Genomic DNA, 21,142 nt, shown 5'->3' on the forward strand with positions numbered 1-21,142 from the left:
GCCGCAGATTCCGGCATATAGTTGTTCTTTGCGCTCCCAGAATCTCTATGCCTTCATATTGCGGTCGGCTGGTGTGCGGGTTCAACCCGCCACATGTTCTCTTTCTGGTGAGTAACTCCACTGACGACCAGTAACTCGGCCCCCAACAGGCCTCCGGAGGTTATCCCCTTGGCTGCTGCGCGCAACGCAACCACCAACTCACCCAAGAACGGCCGCGGAGCATCCCGCCTCTCGTTCGCGAAGATCACCGACACGCTGACGGTTCCAGACCTCCTGGCTCTGCAGACCGAAAGCTTCGACTGGCTGGTCGGCAACGACGTGTGGAAGGCACGCGTCGATGAAGCCACCCAGGCCGGCCGGCAGGACCTGCCGACGAAGAGCGGCCTCGACGAGATCTTCGAGGAGATCTCTCCCATCGAGGACCTCGGCGAGACGATGCAGCTCTCCTTCGCCAACCCGTACCTCGAGCCCGAGAAGTACTCCATCGACGAGTGCAAGGAACGCGGCAAGACGTACGCGGCCCCGCTCTACGTCGAGGCCGAGTTCATGAACCACCTCACCGGTGAGATCAAGACGCAGACGGTCTTCATGGGCGACTTCCCGCTCATGACGGAGCGCGGTACCTTCATCATCAACGGCACCGAGCGTGTCGTCGTCTCGCAGCTCGTCCGCAGCCCGGGCGTCTACTTCGAGTCGGCTCAGGAGAAGACCTCCGACAAGGACATCTTCTCCGCTCGCGTCATCCCGAGCCGTGGTGCCTGGCTCGAGTTCGAGATCGACAAGCGCGATCAGGTCGGCGTCCGCATCGACCGCAAGCGCAAGCAGTCCGTCACCGTGTTCCTCAAGGCACTCGGCATGACGAGCGAGGAGATCCTCGAGGAGTTCAAGGGCTACGAGTCCATTGAGCTCACCCTCGAGAAGGACACGATCCTCACCAAGGAGGACGCGCTCCGCGACATCTACCGCAAGCTCCGTCCGGGCGAGCAGGTCGCTGCCGAGGCCGCGCGTGCGCTCCTCGACAACTTCTACTTCAACTCGAAGCGCTACGACCTCGCGAAGGTCGGCCGGTACAAGATCAACAACAAGCTCGGTCTCGACAAGCCGCTCAGCGACTCCGTCCTGACGAACGACGACATCGTCGCCACGATCAAGTACCTCGTCGCCCTCCACCGCGGTACGGCCACCCTCCCGGGTGTCCGCAACGGCAAGCCGGTCGACCTCCGTCTCGACACGGACGACATCGACAACTTCGGCAACCGTCGCATCCGCGCCGTCGGCGAGCTCATCCAGAACCAGGTCCGCACGGGCCTGTCCCGCATGGAGCGCGTCGTCCGCGAGCGCATGACCACGCAGGACATCGAGGCGATCACGCCGCAGACCCTGATCAACGTGCGCCCCGTCGTCGCCGCGATCAAGGAGTTCTTCGGAACCTCGCAGCTGTCGCAGTTCATGGACCAGAACAACCCGCTCGCGGGCCTGACCCACAAGCGTCGTCTCTCGGCGCTCGGCCCCGGTGGTCTGTCGCGTGAGCGTGCAGGCGTCGAGGTGCGAGACGTCCACCCGTCGCACTACGGCCGCATGTGCCCGATCGAGACCCCGGAAGGCCCGAACATCGGCCTGATCGGTTCGCTCGCATCGTTCGCGCGCATCAACTCGTTCGGCTTCATCGAGACCCCGTACCGTCGCGTCGTCGACGGCCGGGTCACCGAGGACATCGACTACCTGACCGCGATGGAAGAGGACAACTTCATCGTCGCGCAGGCCAACGCTCCGCTGAAGAGCGACGGCCACTTCCAGGAGGACCGCGTCCTCGCCCGGAAGAAGGGCGGCGAGGTCGACCTCATCCCGTCCGAGGAGATCGGCTACATGGACGTCTCCCCGCGCCAGATGGTGTCGGTCGCGACGTCGCTCATCCCGTTCCTCGAGCACGACGACGCGAACCGCGCACTCATGGGTGCGAACATGCAGCGTCAGGCCGTCCCGCTCCTCATGTCGGACTCGCCGCTCGTCGGTACCGGTATGGAGGGCTATGCGGCCATCGACGCCGGTGACGTCGTCACGGCCGACAAGGCCGGCGTCGTGCAGGAGGTGTCGGCCGAGTCCGTCACTATCCAGCTCGACGAGGGTGGCACGCAGACCTACTACCTGCGCAAGTTCGACCGCTCGAACCAGGGCACGAGCTACAACAACCGCGTCATCGTCTCCGAGGGTGCACGCATCGAGGCCGGCGAGGTCATCGCCGACGGCCCCGCCACGGAGAACGGCGAGCTCGCGCTCGGCAAGAACCTCCTCGTCGCCTTCATGACGTGGGAGGGTCACAACTTCGAGGACGCGATCATCCTCAGCCAGAACCTGGTGAAGGACGACATCCTCTCCTCGATCCACATCGAGGAGTACGAGGTCGACGCGCGCGACACCAAGCTCGGCAAGGAGGAGATCACCCGTGATCTCCCGAACGTCAGCCCGGAGCTGCTCAAGGACCTCGACGAGCGCGGCATCATCCGCATCGGTGCCGAGGTCCGCCCCGGCGACATCCTCGTCGGCAAGGTCACGCCGAAGGGTGAGACCGAGCTCTCCGCCGAGGAGCGGCTGCTCCGCGCCATCTTCAACGAGAAGAGCCGCGAAGTCCGCGACACCTCGCTGAAGGTGCCCCACGGTGAAGCCGGAACGATCATCGCGGTCAAGGTGTTCGACGCACAGGACGGCGACGACGAGCTCGGCTCGGGCGTCAACCAGCGTGTCGTCGTCTACATCGCCCAGAAGCGCAAGATCACCGAGGGCGACAAGCTCGCCGGCCGTCACGGCAACAAGGGTGTCATCGCGAAGATCCTGCCCGTCGAGGACATGCCGTTCCTCGAGGACGGCACGCCGGTCGACGTCATCCTCAACCCGCTCGGCATCCCCGGTCGAATGAACTTCGGCCAGGTCCTCGAGATCCACCTGGGTTGGATCGCGAAGCAGGGCTGGAACGTCGAGGGCAAGCCGTCCTGGGCGAAGAAGCTGCCCGCGGCCGCCCACTCGGCGGAGCCGAACACCAAGGTCGCGACCCCGGTGTTCGACGGTGCCTCCGAGGAGGAGATCGCCGGCCTGCTCGACTCGACCAACGTCACCCGCGACGGTGACCGCCTCATCGGTTCCTCCGGAAAGGCCCGTCTCTTCGACGGCCGCTCCGGCGAGCCGTTCCCGGCGCCGGTCTCGGTCGGCTACATGTACATCCTCAAGCTGCACCACCTCGTGGACGACAAGATCCACGCGCGTTCGACGGGTCCGTACTCGATGATCACGCAGCAGCCGCTCGGTGGTAAGGCTCAGTTCGGTGGACAGCGCTTCGGTGAGATGGAGGTCTGGGCCCTCGAGGCCTATGGAGCCGCGTACGCGCTCCAGGAGCTCCTGACCATCAAGTCCGACGACATCCTCGGCCGCGTCAAGGTGTACGAGGCCATCGTCAAGGGCGAGAACATCCAGGAGCCGGGTATCCCCGAGAGCTTCAAGGTGCTCATCAAGGAAATGCAGTCGCTGTGCTTGAACGTCGAGGTCCTCTCGGCCGACGGCACCGCGGTGAGCCTGCGCGACACCGACGACGACGCCTTCCGCGCCGCCGAGGAGCTCGGGATCAACATTTCCTCCAGGTTCGAGTCGTCGTCCATCGACGAGATCTAAGCCTGACCACTGTAGAGACTGACGAAACCTTTCATAGGAGATACATTGCTCGACGTCACAACTTTTGACGAGCTTCGCATTGGTCTGGCCACCGCAGACGACATCCGTGCCTGGTCGCACGGAGAGGTCAAGAAGCCCGAGACCATCAACTACCGCACCCTCAAGCCCGAGAAGGACGGTCTGTTCGGTGAGCAGATCTTCGGTCCTTCCCGCGACTGGGAGTGCGCCTGCGGCAAGTACAAGCGGGTCCGCTTCAAGGGCATCGTGTGCGAGCGCTGCGGTGTCGAGGTCACGAAGTCGTCGGTGCGCCGTGAGCGCATGGGCCACATCGAACTCGCCGCCCCGGTCACGCACATCTGGTACTTCAAGGGTGTCCCGTCTCGCCTCGGCTACCTGCTGGACATGGCGCCCAAGGACCTCGAGAAGGTCATCTACTTCGCGGCCTACATGGTCATCGACGTGGACGAGGACGCACGCCACCAGGACATGCCCGGCCTTGAGAACGAGCTCCGCCTCGAGATCAAGACCCTCGGCGACCAGCGTGACTCGCGCATCGCAGACCGCCTGAAGAAGCTCGAGGACGACCTCGTCGCCCTCGAGGAGGAAGGCGCCAAGAGCGAGCAGAAGCGTCGCACGAAGGACGCCGCCGAGAAGGAGATGAGCCAGACCCGCAAGTCCTACGACGAGCAGATCGCTCACCTCGAGCGCGTCTGGGAGGACTTCCGCAACCTCAAGGTCGGCGACCTCAAGCCCGAGGACTCCGTGTTCCACGAGCTGCAGGACCGCTTCGGCCTGTACTTCGAGGCCTACATGGGTGCCGAGGCGGTCAAGAAGCGCCTGCTGTCCTTCGACCTCGCCGCCGAGTCCGAGCTGCTCCACCACCAGATCGCGGAGGGCAAGGGTCAGAAGAAGATCCGCGCCATCAAGCGTCTGCGCGTGGTCAACTCGTTCCTCATCACCGGCAACTCGCCGGCCGCGATGGTGCTCGACGTGGTCCCCGTGATCCCGCCGGAGCTCCGTCCGATGGTGCAGCTCGACGGCGGCCGCTTCGCGACCTCCGACCTCAACGACCTCTACCGTCGTGTGATCAACCGCAACAACCGTCTGCGTCGTCTGCTCGACCTCGGGGCTCCCGAGATCATCGTCAACAACGAGAAGCGGATGCTGCAGGAGGCCGTCGACGCCCTGTTCGACAACGGTCGCCGTGGTCGCCCCGTCACCGGTACCGGCAACCGCGCCCTGAAGTCCCTCAGCGACATGCTGAAGGGGAAGCAGGGTCGTTTCCGCCAGAACCTGCTCGGGAAGCGCGTCGACTACTCCGGTCGTTCGGTCATCATCGTCGGCCCGCAGCTGAAGCTGCACCAGTGTGGTCTGCCCAAGCAGATGGCGCTGGAGCTCTTCAAGCCGTTCGTCATCAAGCGCCTGATCGACCTGAGCCACGCTCAGAACATCAAGGCCGCGAAGCGCATGGTCGAGCGCAGCCGTCCCGAGGTCTGGGACGTGCTGGAGGAGATCATCCGCGAGCGCCCCGTGCTGCTGAACCGTGCGCCAACGCTGCACCGTCTCGGCATCCAGGCGTTCGAGCCTCAGCTCGTCGAGGGCAAGGCCATCCAGCTGCACCCGCTCGTCTGCGCCGCGTTCAACGCGGACTTCGACGGCGACCAGATGGCTGTCCACCTCCCGCTGTCCGTCGAGGCCCAGGCCGAGGCGCGCATCCTGATGCTCGCGTCGAACAACATCCTGAAGCCGTCCGACGGCCGCCCGGTCACCCTGCCCACGCAGGACATGATCATCGGCCTCCACCACCTCACCACCCTCAAGGAGGGTGTCGAGGGTGAGGGTCGTGCCTTCTCGTCGGTCGCCGAGGCGATCCTCGCGAAGGACCAGGGCTCGCTCGACCTCAACGCCAAGGTGCGCATCCGTCTGACCGACGTGACGTTCGCCGAGGGCACCGGGCCTGAGGGCTACGAGGGTTCCGGTGTCGCACTCGTCGAGACCACGCTCGGTCGCGCACTCTTCAACGAGGCGCTGCCGGCTGACTACCCCTACGTCGAGGACGTGGCGGACAAGGGCAAGCTGTCCTCGATCGTCAACGACCTCGCGGAGCGGTACCCGAAGACGGTCGTCGCGGCCACGCTCGACAACATCAAGGACGCCGGTTTCCACTGGGCGACGCGTTCCGGTGTGACCGTTGCGCTCAGCGACGTCCTGACCCCGCCGAACAAGCGGGAGATCGTCCAGGGCTACGAGAAGCAGGCCGCCAAGGTCCAGAGCCAGTTCGACAAGGGTCTGACCACGGATGCCGAGCGTCGTCAGGAGCTCATCAAGATCTGGACGGAGGCCACCGAGAAGGTCGCCGAGGCCATGCGCGCGAACTTCCCGGCGGACAACACCATCAACCGCATGGTGTCGTCGGGTGCTCGTGGTAACTGGCTGCAGATCCGCAACATCGCGGGTATGCGAGGCCTGGTGAACAACCCGAAGGGTGAGATCATCCCTCGCCCGATCATCTCCTCCTACCGTGAGGGCCTGTCGGTCGCGGAGTACTTCATCGCGACCCACGGTGCTCGTAAGGGTCTGGCGGACACGGCGCTCCGTACCGCCGACTCGGGATACCTCACGCGTCGTCTCGTCGACGTCTCGCAGGATGTCATCATCCGCGAAGACGACTGCGGTACGACCAAGGGTCTCGAGCTCGCGATCGCGAACGCCGACAGCTCGGGTGAGCTCGTGCGCGACCCGAACGTGGAGAACTCCGTGTTCGCCCGTTCGCTGGCCGCCGCTGCGGTCAACCCGAAGGGCGAGGTCGTCGCGGAGGCCGGTGAGGACGTCGGTGACGTGCTCATCGACAAGCTCGTGTCGGCCGGTGTCGAGAACATCAAGGTTCGCTCGGTCCTGACCTGCGAGTCGACCGTCGGTGTGTGTGCAGCCTGCTACGGCCGCTCGCTCGCTACGGGCAAGCTCGTCGACATCGGCGAGGCCGTCGGCATCATCGCGGCCCAGTCGATCGGTGAGCCCGGTACCCAGCTGACGATGCGTACCTTCCACACCGGTGGTTCCGCGTCGGCAGACGACATCACGCAGGGTCTGCCCCGCGTGCAGGAGCTGTTCGAGGCGCGTACCCCCAAGGGTGCGACCCCGATCGCCGAGGCCGCCGGTCGCATCACGATCGACGAGAACGACAAGTCGCGCAAGGTCATCCTGACGCCCGACAACGGCGACGAGCCGGTCGTCTACCCGGTGCTGAAGCGTGCGGTCCTCCTCGTCGAGGACGGACAGCACGTCGAGCTCGGTCAGAAGATCCACGTCGGTGCGGTCGACCCCAAGGAGGTCCTGCGCGTGCAGGGCGTCCGCGAGGTCCAGAAGCACCTCGTCGGTGGCGTCCAGGGCGTGTACCGCTCGCAGGGTGTCCCGATCCACGACAAGCACATCGAGGTCATCGTGCGCCAGATGCTGCGGAAGGTGACCGTCGTCGACCACGGCGACACCGACCTGCTGCCCGGCGAGCTCGTCGACCGCCTGCGCTACGCCGAGCTCAACCGCTCGGCCGTGTCGGAGGGTCGTCGCACCGCGTCGGCCCGCCAGGAGGTCATGGGTATCACCAAGGCCTCCCTCGCGACCGAGTCGTGGCTGTCGGCCGCTTCCTTCCAGGAGACCACGCGTGTCCTCACGCAGGCCGCCATGGAAGGCAAGAGCGACCCGCTGGTCGGCCTCAAGGAGAACGTCATCATCGGTAAGCTCATCCCGGCCGGTACCGGCCTGGCACGCTACCGCAACGTGACGGTCGAGGCCACGGAAGAGGCGAAGGCGGAGCGTTACCCGAACCGCATCTTCGGTGAGGACGGCGCGTTCAACGAGTCCGACCTGAGCTTCGTCGACTTCGACAGCTTCAGCTCCGACGACTTCACCCCCGGGAACTACAACTAGGGGTTGAACGACTCAACCGGAAGGCCCGCCCTGCATCATGCAGGGCGGGCCTTCCGCCGTTGGTGGGGGACACCCGAGTTGTGCGGGCGGGCCGGGGCCGACATGCTGAGGGGATGAGCGATCAGCCCGAGCAGCCCACCGGTTCCTTCCAGCCCCTGGAACCGGACTCGGCAGCGGCGCAGCCGGACGTCCGGTACGGCGCACCGGCTCCGAAGCGGAAGCGGAACCCCCTCGTCATCTGGCTGAGCGTGTTGGCCGCGGTGCTCGTGATCGCGCTCGTCGTCGTGATCGGACTCCTCGTCGTCGGTCAACGCGGTACTCCCGCCGCGGACGCCACCGGTACGCCGACCGTGACGGCCACTGCGGAGCCGACTCCGGCGCCGACCGCGACGGACGCCGCCGTCACGCCCGCCGCCCCCGTGCGGCCGACCGACTGCACGCAGCTCTTCCCCGCCGGGTACATCGATTCGGTGACCGAGGGCGGGATCCTCGAGCTCAACCCTGCGTGGGCGCAGCCGGATCTCGCGACGGAGTTCATCGGGTCGAACGACAACGCGCTCGTGGCCGTCATCTCGGCGAACACCGACCGCCTCAACTGCATCCTCGCCAAGTCGAGTGGCGGTGGGGACCTCGGGATCACGACGAACGTGCTGGTGGTCGACGCCGCCACGCAGGCCGCTGCGATCGCGCGGATGAACGAGGCGGGCTTCACCTGCTCCGAGGAGACCGGCGGCACGATGTGCTTCACCGAGACGACCGAGGACGCCGGCACCTACGGGGAGCGCCACTTCCTCCGTGACGGCACGTGGATCGCAACCCGCTGGTCGAACACGTCCATCACCGGCTGGACGCAGACGATCGTCTCCACGCTCTTCCCCGCCTGAGACCGGGGCCCGGCTTCCGGATTCCGGCTAGGCGATGCTCCAGTAGTACACGTCCGCGCCGGGGTGCAGGACGGTGATGGCCTCGTCGACGGTGCGGTAGTCGGTGTCGTCGGTGTGCCCGGCGTAGTACACCTGGGTTCCGGCGGCCGTGGTCTCCACCTTGGAGACGATGCCCGTGTGGTCGCGGTCGCCGCTGTCGTCCCAGTCGAACTGCACGATGTCACCGACCTTCACCTGGTCGCGCTGCGTGTCGTCGAGGGCGGTGGCGAGGTCCGGGCGCTCCTCCAGGTAGTTCATGAAGAACGTGGAACTGACCCAGGCCTTCGAGAAGTCGAAGTCCTCGTCCGTCCCCTCGGCCCACCAGTCCTCGTCCATCGTCCACCCGCGCTCGATGAGACTCTGGCTGGCGAAGTTCGCGCAGTCGGTGTCGGGGAGCGAGCCGTATTCGGCGAGATTGTAGTCGTCCCAGTGCGCGAAGACGTAGGCCATCTGCGTGTCGACGGGACTCATGATGTCGTAGCGGTAGCTCAGCGTGTCGCCGTCGACCCGGAGGTCGTCCGCGTACACGGCGATGCCGACGTCGGCAGGGGAGAAATCCGACGCGGCCGGTACCGCGACCGTCACCTCGGTGCTCGTCGCCGACAGGATCTCGGCCTCTTGTGCGCCGAAGACGACCCGGGTGACGCCGTCCACGTCGACGCCGCTGACGGTCACCGTGCTACCGCCGGCGACCGGGCCGGTCGTCTCGGAGATCGCCGTGACCGCCGTGGCGTTCACCGTGGACGCGGGGACCGACAGCGCCGGATCGCCGTCCGGTTGCGCGGCGGCTTCCGACTGCGGCGAGCCGGTTCCGTTCACCGCGAGCGGGGCGACGACCGCCGTGGCGAGGACGAGCGCGGCAGCGGCAGCAGCGCCGGCGACCACGCGGCGTCCGCGCAGAGGGAGGCCGCGGTACCGGGCCGAGAGGCGACGGAACGGTGAGTGGGCACGGGCGTCGTCGCGGTGGGCGTGGGGGAGATGCTCTGGCATGGTGCCTTTCCGGGGGTGCGCCGTGGGGGATCGGCGTCGCGGGATCGGCGGTGATCCGACAAATTTCTGTTGTGCGGCCAACTCAACCGGGCGGAGCTGAGGGGACCGTTTCCTTCGGATATGAATCAGACCTGAATCGCGATCGATGGGAGTCCCGCGTGCCCGGCGAGCTTGCCGGGCATCGCGTCCCGGTGTTGCTACCGTGGCGGACGGAGCGCCGTGCGGGCGCTCCTGAACAGGCTTCCGCCGAAGGAGTACGCGATGAGCACCCAGAACCCCGAGCCCGGATCGTCGACCGACCCGACCACTCCGGCGGCTGCCCAGACCGCGTCTGGTACCGCCCGTCCGGCCACCGCGAGCGGTGACCCCGTGGTCGAGCGCGACATCCTCTCCGAAGACACCGTCCAGCAGGACACGATCACGACGGCGGACGGCGTCGGCGCCGACCCGGTCGTCGACGACCATCGGGCGGCAGCTCGCAGTGACGCCGACGCCGGTGTCCGCGAGACGCGCCCGTACCGCCCGCACACCCCGCAGCGCGCGTACTCGAACGTCGATGACGACGACGACACCACGTCCACGTCGACCACTGCGGCGACGTCCCAGCAGGCCGACACCGGCGCGCACCCCTACCCGGCGGCAGCCTACGAGCCGGTCGCGCGCTCCGGAGCGAGCGACACCGCCGCCGCGACGGAGACCGAGCAGCAGCAGCAGGCCTTCCCGCTCTACGTCCAGGCGCCGTCGGAGCCGGAGGTCCGCGGCAACCGCGGCTTCGGTATCCTCATCGGTCTGCTCGGCACCATCATCTTCGCCGGTCTGTACGCAGCCGCCGTCGCGGGCCTCCAGCTCGTCCTCGAGGGCGACGGCACCTTCGTCGAGAACCTCATCACGATCTCCACCAGCTGGCCCTTCCTGCTGGCGACCGCCGGATTCTTCCTGTCGTGGGTGGTCACGGCCACCATCGTCAACCGTTCCGGCTGGGTGCACTGGGTGCTCGGCGGCTTCATCATCGGACTGGTCGTGTTCCTCGCGTGGGTCGGCGGGTTCCTCATCCAGGAGCGCGCGTGGACGCTGAGTGTCGACGAGGTGCTCGCCGAAGTGACCGGCGTCGCGTTCACCTTCGGACCGGTCCTCGCGTTCGTCGTCGCCCGCGAGATCCCCGTCTGGTTCGGTGGCTGGATCGCCGCCCGCGGACGCAAGGTCCGTGAGGCCAACCTCGAGGCCCGCGCCGAGTACGAGCGTGTCCTCGAGGCCGGACCGACCACCGCCCGCTGAGCATGACCGACCGCGAGCACGGGGCGCCAGGGCCCTGGTGGGTCGCTCCGTTCGCGGCGATCACCTATGTGGCGCTCGTCGTCTGCGCGTTCGGCTTCATCAGTCTGCTGGCGGATCTCGACGTGGTGACCGATCCCGACGCAGGGCCGCTGACCGGCCCGTTGATGGTCGTCGTGGCCGCACTCGTGGTGCTCTGGGCGATCATCCGAGAGACGCGCCGGACGCCGGTGCGCGTCTCGGTGGGATCGGCCGTCCTGGCCGGGTTGCTCGCGTGGCTCGCCTACGGCGTCAGTGGCGGGATCTTCGATGCGGTGGCGAGTCAGGACGGAGCCGACGCGGCCGCGTTCGCGGTCACGACGCTGACGGGACCGTTCTCGGTGACCGTCGGCGTGTTGGCGCTCGTCATCGTGCTCGCCGCAGCCGCGGTGGCGACCTCGTCGACCGGCGGCCGGCCGACTCCGCGGTGGCCGTGGGAGCGCGGCGGCATCTGACCCCGGCGGGCTCACGCGCCGACGCGCCGCTTGCGCGATAATCGTTGCGTTGCTGCCGTCGGCCGACGGCGCCTGGGGAGGAACCACCGATGCGATCACCCGACCCGACCGACACCGGTCTGGAACTCGACCTGGCGGGCACCGCCGACGAGCTCGTCGCGCTCGTCCAGCGTGCGGTCGCAGCCTCCGGCGCGGATGCGCAGACGACCAGGCACTACGTCGCGATCGACGGTGGGACGAACGCCGACATCCGCTTACGCGTTGTCTCGGTCGACGACCCGGCACCACTGCTCGCCTTCGCGATCACGACGGCCCCGTCCGCCCGTGGGACCGCAGCGGCGACCTTCATCCTGCAGCACGGCGTCCAGAAGAAACGACGGCAGCGCACGCTGCTCGGCGAGCAGCCGTTCCTGGCCTTCCTGCACGCACTGGCCGCACTCGTGGCGGAGTCGGATCCGGGTGCGTCCGCCACGGTCCGCGTGCACAGCGCGAGGACCGAGCTCGCGCCGAGCGGCGCGGAGACGTCGAGTGGCGCCTCGTCCCTGCCCGACGCCGCGCCCTCCGCCGCCCCGACCGGTGCGGCGCCCGTCGCCTCCGCGTGGCAGGTGCACTCGGGTGGCGAGCCCGCGGAACGCACCGATTCCGCTGTCGCGCCTCCGGTGCAGGCACCGAGGTTCTCGGCCCAGCCGGTCGATGCACCGCCGACCCCTGACGTGCCCGAACCCGCTTCCGTGGCGACGCCCCCGGAACCGCATGCTCCCGCCGCCGCACCGTCGGCCCCGGAACCGGAACGGGTGCCGGACGCCGGCCCCGTCGTCGCCGCCCCGCCGCTCGGTGCGCCGCAATTCCGCCAGCCGCCGCCCGCGGCGATCCCGCAGACGTCGCCGGACGACTCCGCGACGTCCTCGGTGGCACCGGAACTCCAGATCACCGTCCCGCCCGGACTCATCGCGTCGGCACCGCCCGTGTCCGAGCGGCCCGCGTCGGCGTCGCACCCGGCGCCGACGCTCGACGGCCCCGTCGCGGCACCCCACGCCGATCTCGGCGCGACGGTCGTCTCCTCGTCGTCGCGGGCCGGCGATTTCGCCCTTGAGCTGCCCGACGGCGAACGCATCCAGCTCCGTGGGCCGGTGCTCCTCGGGCGCAACCCCTCGGCGCGTCCCGAGCAGCCCGACGCCGAACTGCGATCACTCGTCGATCCGCGGATGTCCGTGTCGAAGACGCACACGGCCGTCGTGCCCGGGCGTCGGTCGCTCCGGGTGACCGACCTGCACTCGACGAACGGCACGACGATCACGGACGCGTCCGGTGCCGTCACCGTCTGCCAGCCGGGCGAGGCCTACGTCGTCGAGGCGGGTTCGACGATCGGGATCGGCGAGTTCCCCATCCGGGTCGTGACGGGCTGAACGTCGCGCAGCGGATGGGGAGTGCTCCCCATCGTCCGGTCGGACGCTCTCGGTTACGCTGAACGACGTACCCGCCGGACGAGCAACCGGTGGGCGGCGCAGGCCCGCTGCGCCGGTTCCATGAAGGGGAATGATGAGCGAGCAACCACTCGTCGTCGACGGGGATCAGATCCTGGCCGTCGCCGCACCACTGACACCGAGCGGCTCCGGTCTGCCGCAGAACATCCCGCTCGACTTCTCCGGCAGCTGCAGCAGCGCCGTGACCGCCGCCGCTGAGAGCTTCGCGATGTACATCTCCGTGCACGTCTCGCTGGCCGGCTCGGCCATGGTCGAGGCGGATCGGACGGCGCGCGATGTCGTCAGCACGTGGGAAGCGACTGATGCGGCGATGGGAGATGAGGGCTGATGGCGAACTGGACTGCGGAGAACCCCGGTGAGATCGACTCGGGGGCGCTTGCGACGACTGCGACGACGATCCAGACGACGGAGACGAGTCTGAGCGAGGCGCGGACGGTCGCCGACACCGCCCGCGCGGGGATCTCCGACGCGATCTGGACGGGAGACGCGGCCGCTGCGTGGACGAGTTCCTTGGCGACGCCGATCGGCAAGATCGACGCGGTGCTCCCCGAGATGGCGGCGGTCCGCACGGCGATCGCCACCTACACGACGACGGTCGACGACATCAAGACGCGCGCAACGAGCTACAAGGAGATGATCGTCCAAGCGAGCCTCACCGCCGCGGTCCAGTACCTGGACGCCGTCGGCGGTCCGGATCCTGTGGAGCAGGCGCGTCGCGACCAACTGCGCCAGACGGCCCAGTCAGATCAGGCGACCGCCCAGCGGCTGCTCGACGAGCTCTCCGCAGAGCGCGAGGCGGCCGACGCCGCCCTCGTCACTGCGCTGTCCTCGCCTGGTGGCGACAGCTGGGACTCCCAGCAGGCGGCGCTCGCTGCCATCGGCATCACCTCCGCGGCCGGCTTGAACCCGCACGCGATCGCGCAGGGCATGGCGGACATGGCGGCGGAGCTCGGGAACGGCACCTTCGAATCCGATCTCGCCGCGCAGTTGCAGTCGCTGTACTCGCTCTACGGCAACAACCCGTCGGTCATGGCGCAGATGAACCTCGCGCTCGGCGGTGAGGACCTCATTTCACTCATCAGCCGCATCGACGAGGCCGGTGCCAACGGGTGGATGGCACCCGGCGCGGCCCTGCTGCTCGCTCAGTCGGTTCGCGGCGGTCTGTCCGTCGGGTCCCAGCGTTGGACCGACGGCGTCGGACGAGAATTCGCGCAGGAGCTCTACGACGGCTCGGCGTCGGTGCACGGCACGAACAGCTGGACGAGCCTCGCGTTCCTCTTCGGTGACGAGCAGGACAACCCGATCGGTGAATCGACGACGGTCGGCCTCGCCGACATCGCCGACGCGACGGAGCGCGGTCTGCCTGGCTCGCACGAAGGCATGTACGGCCCCGGCCAGGGGATCATGGGCCCCGGAGGGTTCCTCAGCCTCGCCGAGGCGGAGCAGGCGGGTTACGACGTCAACCGACTCGGCGACTGGACGGCCCGAGTCTTCAGCACGCTCGGCGAATACCCCGAGGCGGCGATGGACTGGCTGACCTCGACGAGGGAGGACCCGTACCGGGATGCGCCGATGTATCCGGACGAGCCGTACGACTCGGACGAGCTCGGCGCGAACCGTCTTGAGTACTGGTACGGGCGTCGAGACTCGGGCCTCGACGGGTTCGAGGGTGTCCTCGCTCTGTGGGAGGGCGCGCAGTCCATCCCGGGGGGTCCCACGGACGGCACGGCGTACATCCCAGAGGCCTGGGATCAGGCGTCGACGCTCAGTCACGATGTCATCGCCCGGCTCATCGGAGAGCCTCGAGCCACCGAGGACGCCGAGGGGTACGTGGCAGGCAACCCCCACTTCGACAGCGAGAACGTCAGTGAACTGGGGAGCGTCAAGCTCGTTCAGGCGCTTGCGCCGCAGATCCCCGGACTCGTCGAGCACCCGATGGTGGGACAGAACCCGGACGGCACCTCGGACCCGACCACCTCGATCAACCCGTTCGGCATCGAGGGCGATCCGCGGGTGTATGCCAACCTCTCGCCCGAGGCGCTCGCACGGATCCTCGGGATCGCCGGAAGCAACAGCGGCGGCGCCGAAGCCCTGCAGGCCGTCGTGAACGACTACCAGAACACGGTGCTCGGCGCGGCCGAGCTCGGTCTCTACAGCCCGGTCGACGCCGCGACCCGGGTCTCGATGCTGCAGTCCGTGCTCGACGGCAGCACGGCGGGTGTCGACCTCGGTGAGGCCACCCGTCACGACGAGGCCGTCCAGTCGGCCATCGGCGTCGTCGAGACCGGCGTCGGGATGCTCCCGATCCCCGGTCTCGACAAGCTGGTCGGGACGCTCGGCGACGCGGTCGCGGAGAAGATCGCGAGCGAGGGGATCGGTTATGTGCGCGGTCAGCTGACCGATGCCGCGACCGGCGCAGCCGGCGATGCCTGGGCGGGTTCGCACGAGGACCTGCTCACGCAGCTCGAAGACGGCGGTGACGCGCGCCTGCGCGCGACTCAGATCAGTGTCGCTCAGACGCTCATGGAGCTCTCGCCACCGGAGGGGCTCGAAGCGCCGAGTACGGACGACGCAGAGGAGTGGTGGGATTGGGTGCAGGACAACCGTGCCGCGCTCGACGACATCATCGATCCGGCATCGGGCAGTACCCGCACGCTCGCGTCCATCGCGACCAACGCCTCGAACGCCTTCGACGCGTACCAGACGGATGCCGAGGGCTGATGCACGGGTGGCCGTCGCGGCCGCTCTGACGGTCATCACGCTCGGTTCACTCACCGCATGCACGCCCTCCGAGGAGGCTCCTGCACCGCTCCCCAGCGCGGTGTGGTCGTCGTCCGCCCCGGAGGGGCCGCTCGAGGGCGATCCGTGGGTGGTCGCGGTTCGAGCATCGCTCGAGGCGCAGGCTGTCGCCGTCAACCGCAACGACTTCTCGCTGCCATCCCTCACCGAGACGACGTCCTACGATCTCCGGTCGCGGTTGTACGGCGCGGCACGTGATCAACTCGCGAACGGCGCCACCGATGTCCTGCCCGGTCCGCTCCCGTTCGCGCCGGTCGAGGTGATCGGCGTCCCGGAGGATGAGACCGCGTCCGTCCGCGGGTGCGTCGCCGAGCAGTGGGCGAGCGAGGGCGGCACCGCGCCGGCCGTGCCTGGTGCGCGCGGAATCGAGTACCGGCTCGAGCAGAAGGACGGGTCCAGGGTCGTCACGGCGACGGTCAACGTGCCGGATCTCGACTGCTCGGCCGTCGAGCTGCCCGTCGCCCTGTTCGACCCGGCGCCGGAACCGTCGATCGTCGACGACGTCGAGCAGATCGTCCGGCCGACCCGCGACTGATCCCGGCACGTCGAGATCGAAGCCGGCACCGCTGCCGTCGCTAGGCTGATCGAGGCCGTGTCCGGCGGCCCGCACCTCCAAGGGGACCCTGCATGCGCATCAAGCTGACGTTGACCAGGCCGTCGGGTTCGTCCGCCGACATCGTCGTGACCACGGATGCGGCGGCGAGCATCGCCGAGGTCGCATCGACGATCGCGCGCGTCGACCCGCAGGGGCCCGACTCCGCGAACGCCGACTTCACCTTGCACGCCCGCCTGCCGGGGTCGACCGAGACGCTGCCGCTCCCGCCCGAGGCCCCCATCGGTGAGGCCTGGGTGGGCTCCGGTGCGGTCATCGAACTCGCCGACGCCGGCGTCTACTACTCCGCCGCACGTACCGGCCAGGCGCCCGCCGTCGCCGTCGTCCGCGTCCTGTCCGGCGACGACGCCGGCCGTGAGTTCACCCTGCCGGCCGGCAGCTGGACCATCGGACGCGAGGCGAGCTGCGACGTCGTCCTCGACGACCCGCTCGTCTCCAAGCGACACGCGCGGCTCGAGGTCGGCGGCGAGATCGAACTCGTCGACCTCGGTGCGGCGAACGGCATCGTCGTCGATGGCGGTATCGTCCCTCGGCTCAAGGTGGTCGAGCCGGAGCGGGTGCTCATCGGCGACACCGAGGTCGAGATCGGCTTCGCGGGAACGGTCGGTCGCGCCGGTGTCGTCCCCAAGGCCGGGCCGGTGTACTTCAACCGGTCCCCGCGGGTCGAGCAACGGTACGCGGGGGAGACCTTCCCCGCCCCCGAGCCGCCGACCGAGCGCGAGAACCAGCCGTTCCCGCTCCTCGGCATGCTCACGCCGATGCTGCTCGGTGGCGCGATGTACTTCTTCACCAAGAACCCGCTGTCGCTCATCTTCATCGCCATGACGCCGCTCATGCTCATCGGCAACTACTTCACCGGCCGCGGGCGGAACAAGCGCAAGCTCAAGCAGCAGATCAAGATCTTCGACGAGCGGCTCGAATCGCTCGGCAAGCAGCTCGCGGCGGAGCGGGAGATCGAGCACGACGTCCGCATGCGCGAGGCGCCGTCCACCTCCGAGGCGTTGAAGCACGCCCTCACCCGCGGCCCGCTGCTGTGGACGCGTCGGCCGGAGCACTGGTCCTTCCTGAACCTCCGGCTCGGCGTCGGCACCATGCCGTCGCGGAACGAGGTGTCGGCGAAGGCGCGCGACAGCTTCCTGCCGGAGTTCCAGGAACGACTCGAGAAGCTCAAGGACGAGTACGCCACGGTCGCCGACGTCCCCATCATCGACAACCTCTACGATGCCGGCGCGCTCGGCATCGCCGGATCGCCGCAGACCGCCGGCGGGGCCGTGAACGGCATCCTCGTGCAGCTGACGGCACTCCACTCGCCGGCCGAGGTCGTCGTCGCAGCCATCGTGTCGCCCGCCTGGTCGAACGCACTCTCGTGGGTGAAATGGTTGCCGCACGCCTCCTCGTCGAACAGCCCGCTCGACGTCGGCCACCTCGCGGACAGCGTGTCGAGTGGCAACCAACTGCTGGCGGCCATCGAGGAACTCGTCCAGACCCGCCTCCAGGCGGCCCGGGCGGGGGACGCGCGCCGTGGTGCCATCTCCGAGAAGCAGGCGGCGCAGGAACGCGGCGCCGACATCGGCACCAAGAGCTCGAACGACACCGGCACGAAGTCGCCGATCCCCGCGATCGTGCTCCTCATCTCCGACGACGTCGGCGTCGACCGCGCGCGGCTCGTCCAGTTGGCGGAGATCGCCGCGGACGCCGGTGTCTTCCCGATCTGGATCGCCGACGAGGTCGTCTCGCTGCCGGCCGCCTGCCGCACCTTCCTGCGGGTCCCCGAGGCCGGCGCAGGCGTCGACGCACCCGCGACGGTCGGCATGGTCCGGCTCGGATACTCGGTCGACGACGCCCGTCCGGAGTTCATCGACCCTGTGACGGCCCTCGACTACGCCCGGCGCATGGCATCGGTGATCGACGCGGGCGCCCTCGTCGAGGACTCGAGCGACCTCCCGCGTTCGGTCTCGATGGTGACGCTGCTGGGCTCGGAGCTGACGACGTCGAGTGACGCCGTCGTCGATCGCTGGCGGCAGAACTCCTCCATCCACGACCGCACCCCCGGGCTTCCGCCGAAGCCCCGCCGGGCCGGCCAGCTCCGCGCGACCGTCGGCTCCGGCGGTGTGGACGCCATGCACCTCGACCTCCGCGCGCAGGGCCCGCACGCCCTCGTGGGTGGCACGACGGGTGCCGGGAAGAGCGAGTTCCTGCAGGCCTGGGTCCTCGGGATGGCGGCGGAGTACAGCCCCGACCGCGTCTCGTTCCTCTTCGTCGACTACAAGGGCGGTTCGGCCTTCGCCGACTGCGTGACCCTTCCGCACTGCGTCGGTCTCGTCACCGACCTCAGCCCCCACCTCGTCCGCCGAGCACTGACGAGCCTCCGCGCCGAGCTGCACTTCCGCGAGCACCTGCTCAACCGGAAGAAGGCCAAAGACCTGTTGGAGCTCGAGAAGCGCGGCGACCCGGACTCGCCGCCCGCCCTCGTCCTCGTCATCGACGAGTTCGCAGCGCTCGTCGGCGAGGTCCCGGAGTTCGTCGACGGCGTCGTGGACATCGCCCAGCGCGGTCGGTCCCTCGGCATCCACCTCATCATGGCGACGCAGCGACCGGCCGGCGTCATCAAGGACAACCTGCGCGCCAACACCAACCTCCGGGTCGCCCTGCGGATGGCCGACGAGTCGGACAGCCAGGACGTCGTCGGCGTCAAGGACGCGGCGCACTTCGATCCCGGTGTGCCCGGGCGCGGCATCGCGAAGACCGGGCCAGGGCGCCTGAGCATCTTCCAGTCCGGCTACGCCGGCGGGTGGACGAGCGACGAACCCGAACGTTCCGACATCGAGGTCCGCGAACTGCGGTTCGGTGGCGACACCCGGTGGGAGGAGCCGCGAGCCGCAGACGCCGAGGAGGAGCGCGACCTCGGCCCGACCGACCAGCAGCGGCTCGTCGCCAGCATCATCGCCGCCGCCGACCGTGCGTCGATCCCCGCGCCGCGGCGACCGTGGCTCGACGAGCTGGCACCCGTCTACGACCTCAGCAAGCTCCGGCAGCGGTCCGACGCCGAACTGCTCATCGGCGTAGCCGACCTGCCCGACTCGCAGGAACAGCGACCCGTGTACTTCCGCCCCGACGTCGACGGCCACATCGCGGTCTTCGGCACCGGTGGTTCCGGCAAGAGCACGGTCCTGCGCACCCTCGCCACGGCAGCCGGCATCACGCCGCGCGGTGGGCCCGTCGAGGTGTACGGGCTCGACTTCGGTGCGGGGAGCCTCCGCATGCTGGAGGCGCTGCCCCACGTCGGTTCGATCATCCCGGGCGACGACCAGGAGCGGGTCATCCGGTTGCTCCGCCACATCAAGGAGATCATCGACGACCGCAGCGTCCGGTACGCGGAGGCGAACGCGTCCTCCATCACCGACTACCGTCGGGTCTCCGGCCGGAACGACGAGCGCCGGATCCTGCTGCTCGTCGACGGGTTCCAGTCCTTCCGGCAGGAGTACGAGACGACCCTCGGGCTGTCCTCCTGGTACACGCTGTTCCAACAGCTCATCACCGACGGCCGCCAGCTCGGTGTGAACATCGCGTTCTCGGCCGACCGGCCGGGGTCCGTGCCGACGAACATCAGTGCGGGTGTGCAACGCCGCGTGGTGCTGCGGCTGGCGGACGAGACGGGGTACCAGCTCCTCGGTGTGCCGAAGGACGTCCTCGGGCCTGAGTCGCCCGCCGGACGTGCGATCGTCGACGGACTCGAGGTCCAGGTCGCGATCCTGGGCGGCTCGCCGGTGCTGTCGGAGCAGTCGCTCGCGACGGTCAAGCTCGCCGAGGCGATGGCGAGGGCCGGTGCCACGATCACGGCGCCACCGATCGGTGCGCTCCCGAAGGAGATCGAAGCACGCGAGCTCCCCGACCGCGTCGGCGACCGTCCGACACTCGGTATCGGCGACGCCGACCTCGCGCCGCTCGGCTTCGACCCCTCCGGTGCCTTCCTCGTCGGCGGTCCGCCCGGAAGCGGCCGGACGAACGCGGTCGCGGCACTCGTCGGTGCCATGCGGCGCTTCGACCCGTCGACCCGGTTCGTCTACTTCGGATCGAAGCGCTCGGACCTCCTCCGAGAGCTGCGGTTCGACGAGTCGGCCGTCACCCCGGAGACGATCGTCGAGCAGGCGAAGGCGTTGTCGGCGGGGATCGCGGCGGAGACGGTCACCACGCGGACCGTCGTCGTCATCGAGACGATCTCCGACTACCTCAACGGCATCGCCGACCCGCCGCTCGTGGAGCTGATCAAGGCCATCAAGCGCAGCGACCACCTGGTGATCGCCGAGAACGAGGTGTCCGGCTGGTCGTCCTCCTGGCCGCTCATGGGCGAGATCAAGAGCGCCAGGCGTGGCATCCTCCTGCAGCCGGAGCAGATGGAGGGCGACCTCGTCCTCCGCACCACGTTCCCCCGGCTCGCCCGCAAGGACTTCCCGCCTGGGCGCGGGATGTACGCGAACCGTGGTGCGCTGTCACGCGTGCAGGTCCCGATCGCCCCCGAGTTCCCGCTCGTCTGACGGCCGACAGGCGCCGGTGGGGCTGCATGGGGAGTGCTCCCCATGTGTTCCCGACAGGCGTTGTGGTTACATGATGAAGGCACCGACGGTGCCGGTGACCACAACGAAGGAGCAAGAGACATGGCCAACATCAACGTCAACTACAGCGAGATCAAGCAGGCCGCCGTCAACCTGACGACGGGCAAGGGCGAGGTCGAGACGACGCTCAACCGCCTGCAGACCCTCATCAACAACCTCGTGTCCTCCGGGTTCCAGACCGACACCGCGTCCGGCACCTTCAACGAGACCTACACGGCCTTCACGCAGAGCGCGACGGTCACCATCCAGCACCTCGACAAGCTGTCGGGCTACCTCAACAACGCTGTGACCACGCTCGAGCAGACCGACGCGGCGCTCGCCGCCGGCGCCGGCCAGTAGTCACCACCGTCGGCTTCGCTCTGCGCGC

Annotated in this window: 12 protein-coding genes; 11 read left to right on the forward strand and 1 reads right to left on the reverse strand. The window is 68.5% G+C overall.

The window, feature by feature from the left end; all coding sequences use genetic code 11:
• The first annotated feature begins 168 nt into the window (after positions 1 to 168).
• The 3 genes from rpoB (at position 169) to ITJ57_RS05975 (ending at position 8,471) form a co-directional block, all read left to right on the forward strand.
• Positions 169 to 3,660: a DNA-directed RNA polymerase subunit beta gene (gene rpoB / locus ITJ57_RS05965; RefSeq protein WP_194669281.1), complete on the forward strand. Its 3,492-nt coding sequence runs from the start codon at positions 169 to 171 to the stop codon at positions 3,658 to 3,660.
• A 45-nt stretch (positions 3,661 to 3,705) separates the two neighbouring features.
• On the forward strand, positions 3,706 to 7,587 hold the full coding sequence (locus tag ITJ57_RS05970) for a DNA-directed RNA polymerase subunit beta' (RefSeq protein ID WP_056008241.1): 3,882 nt from the start codon (positions 3,706 to 3,708) through the stop codon (positions 7,585 to 7,587).
• A gap of 113 nt (positions 7,588 to 7,700) precedes the next feature.
• Positions 7,701 to 8,471, forward strand: coding sequence for a hypothetical protein (locus ITJ57_RS05975; protein WP_194669282.1), 771 nt, complete (start codon positions 7,701 to 7,703; stop codon positions 8,469 to 8,471).
• A gap of 27 nt (positions 8,472 to 8,498) precedes the next feature.
• Here ITJ57_RS05975 and ITJ57_RS05980 read toward each other — a convergent pair whose 3' ends face one another.
• The gene (locus ITJ57_RS05980; protein ID WP_194669283.1) at positions 8,499 to 9,500 is read right to left on the reverse strand and encodes an amidase domain-containing protein; all 1,002 of its coding nucleotides are present in this window, start codon (positions 9,498 to 9,500) and stop codon (positions 8,499 to 8,501) included.
• Positions 9,501 to 9,761: 261 nt separating this feature from the next.
• On the opposite strand from ITJ57_RS05980, the gene ITJ57_RS05985 reads away from it, so the two are divergent.
• The 8 genes from ITJ57_RS05985 to ITJ57_RS06020 all read left to right on the forward strand — a co-directional run bounded on the left by ITJ57_RS05985 (position 9,762) and on the right by ITJ57_RS06020 (position 21,114).
• Positions 9,762 to 10,775 (forward strand): hypothetical protein, encoded by a 1,014-nt coding sequence (locus tag ITJ57_RS05985; RefSeq protein WP_194669284.1) that lies wholly within the window; start codon positions 9,762 to 9,764, stop codon positions 10,773 to 10,775.
• A gap of 2 nt (positions 10,776 to 10,777) precedes the next feature.
• Positions 10,778 to 11,266 carry a DUF6121 family protein gene (locus tag ITJ57_RS05990; RefSeq protein ID WP_194669285.1) on the forward strand — a complete coding sequence of 163 codons (489 nt, stop codon included), beginning with the start codon at positions 10,778 to 10,780 and terminating at the stop codon, positions 11,264 to 11,266.
• Positions 11,267 to 11,355: 89 nt separating this feature from the next.
• Positions 11,356 to 12,672 (forward strand): hypothetical protein, encoded by a 1,317-nt coding sequence (locus tag ITJ57_RS05995; protein WP_194669286.1) that lies wholly within the window; start codon positions 11,356 to 11,358, stop codon positions 12,670 to 12,672.
• 133 nt (positions 12,673 to 12,805) lie between these two features.
• Positions 12,806 to 13,078 carry a hypothetical protein gene (locus ITJ57_RS06000; protein WP_194669287.1) on the forward strand — a complete coding sequence of 91 codons (273 nt, stop codon included), beginning with the start codon at positions 12,806 to 12,808 and terminating at the stop codon, positions 13,076 to 13,078.
• Entirely contained in the window at positions 13,078 to 15,471 is a 2,394-nt protein-coding gene (locus ITJ57_RS06005) for a hypothetical protein (protein WP_194669288.1), read from the forward strand. Before ITJ57_RS06000 ends, ITJ57_RS06005 begins: the two co-directional genes overlap by 1 nt.
• Entirely contained in the window at positions 15,458 to 16,084 is a 627-nt protein-coding gene (locus ITJ57_RS06010; RefSeq protein WP_194669289.1) for a hypothetical protein, read from the forward strand. Before ITJ57_RS06005 ends, ITJ57_RS06010 begins: the two co-directional genes overlap by 14 nt.
• 92 nt (positions 16,085 to 16,176) lie before the next feature.
• Positions 16,177 to 20,697, forward strand: a complete 4,521-nt coding sequence (locus ITJ57_RS06015) for an FtsK/SpoIIIE domain-containing protein (protein WP_194669290.1) — start codon at positions 16,177 to 16,179, stop codon at positions 20,695 to 20,697.
• Between the two features lie 120 nt (positions 20,698 to 20,817).
• On the forward strand, positions 20,818 to 21,114 hold the full coding sequence (locus tag ITJ57_RS06020; RefSeq protein ID WP_056008215.1) for a WXG100 family type VII secretion target: 297 nt from the start codon (positions 20,818 to 20,820) through the stop codon (positions 21,112 to 21,114).
• The last annotated feature ends 28 nt before the right edge of the window (positions 21,115 to 21,142 follow it).

Source organism: Plantibacter sp. VKM Ac-2880 (assembly GCF_015351235.1).
Lineage (GTDB): Bacteria > Actinomycetota > Actinomycetes > Actinomycetales > Microbacteriaceae > Plantibacter.

Coding starts and splice junctions, on each gene's coding strand:
- ITJ57_RS05975 (WP_194669282.1), top strand. CDS start 7,701: ATGAGCGATCAGCCCGAGCAGCCCACCGGTTCCTTCCAGCCCCTGGAA.
- ITJ57_RS05980 (WP_194669283.1), bottom strand. CDS start 9,500: ATGCCAGAGCATCTCCCCCACGCCCACCGCGACGACGCCCGTGCCCAC.
- ITJ57_RS05985 (WP_194669284.1), top strand. CDS start 9,762: ATGAGCACCCAGAACCCCGAGCCCGGATCGTCGACCGACCCGACCACT.
- ITJ57_RS05990 (WP_194669285.1), top strand. CDS start 10,778: ATGACCGACCGCGAGCACGGGGCGCCAGGGCCCTGGTGGGTCGCTCCG.
- ITJ57_RS05995 (WP_194669286.1), top strand. CDS start 11,356: ATGCGATCACCCGACCCGACCGACACCGGTCTGGAACTCGACCTGGCG.
- ITJ57_RS06000 (WP_194669287.1), top strand. CDS start 12,806: ATGAGCGAGCAACCACTCGTCGTCGACGGGGATCAGATCCTGGCCGTC.
- ITJ57_RS06005 (WP_194669288.1), top strand. CDS start 13,078: ATGGCGAACTGGACTGCGGAGAACCCCGGTGAGATCGACTCGGGGGCG.
- ITJ57_RS06010 (WP_194669289.1), top strand. CDS start 15,458: ATGCCGAGGGCTGATGCACGGGTGGCCGTCGCGGCCGCTCTGACGGTC.
- ITJ57_RS06015 (WP_194669290.1), top strand. CDS start 16,177: ATGCGCATCAAGCTGACGTTGACCAGGCCGTCGGGTTCGTCCGCCGAC.
- ITJ57_RS06020 (WP_056008215.1), top strand. CDS start 20,818: ATGGCCAACATCAACGTCAACTACAGCGAGATCAAGCAGGCCGCCGTC.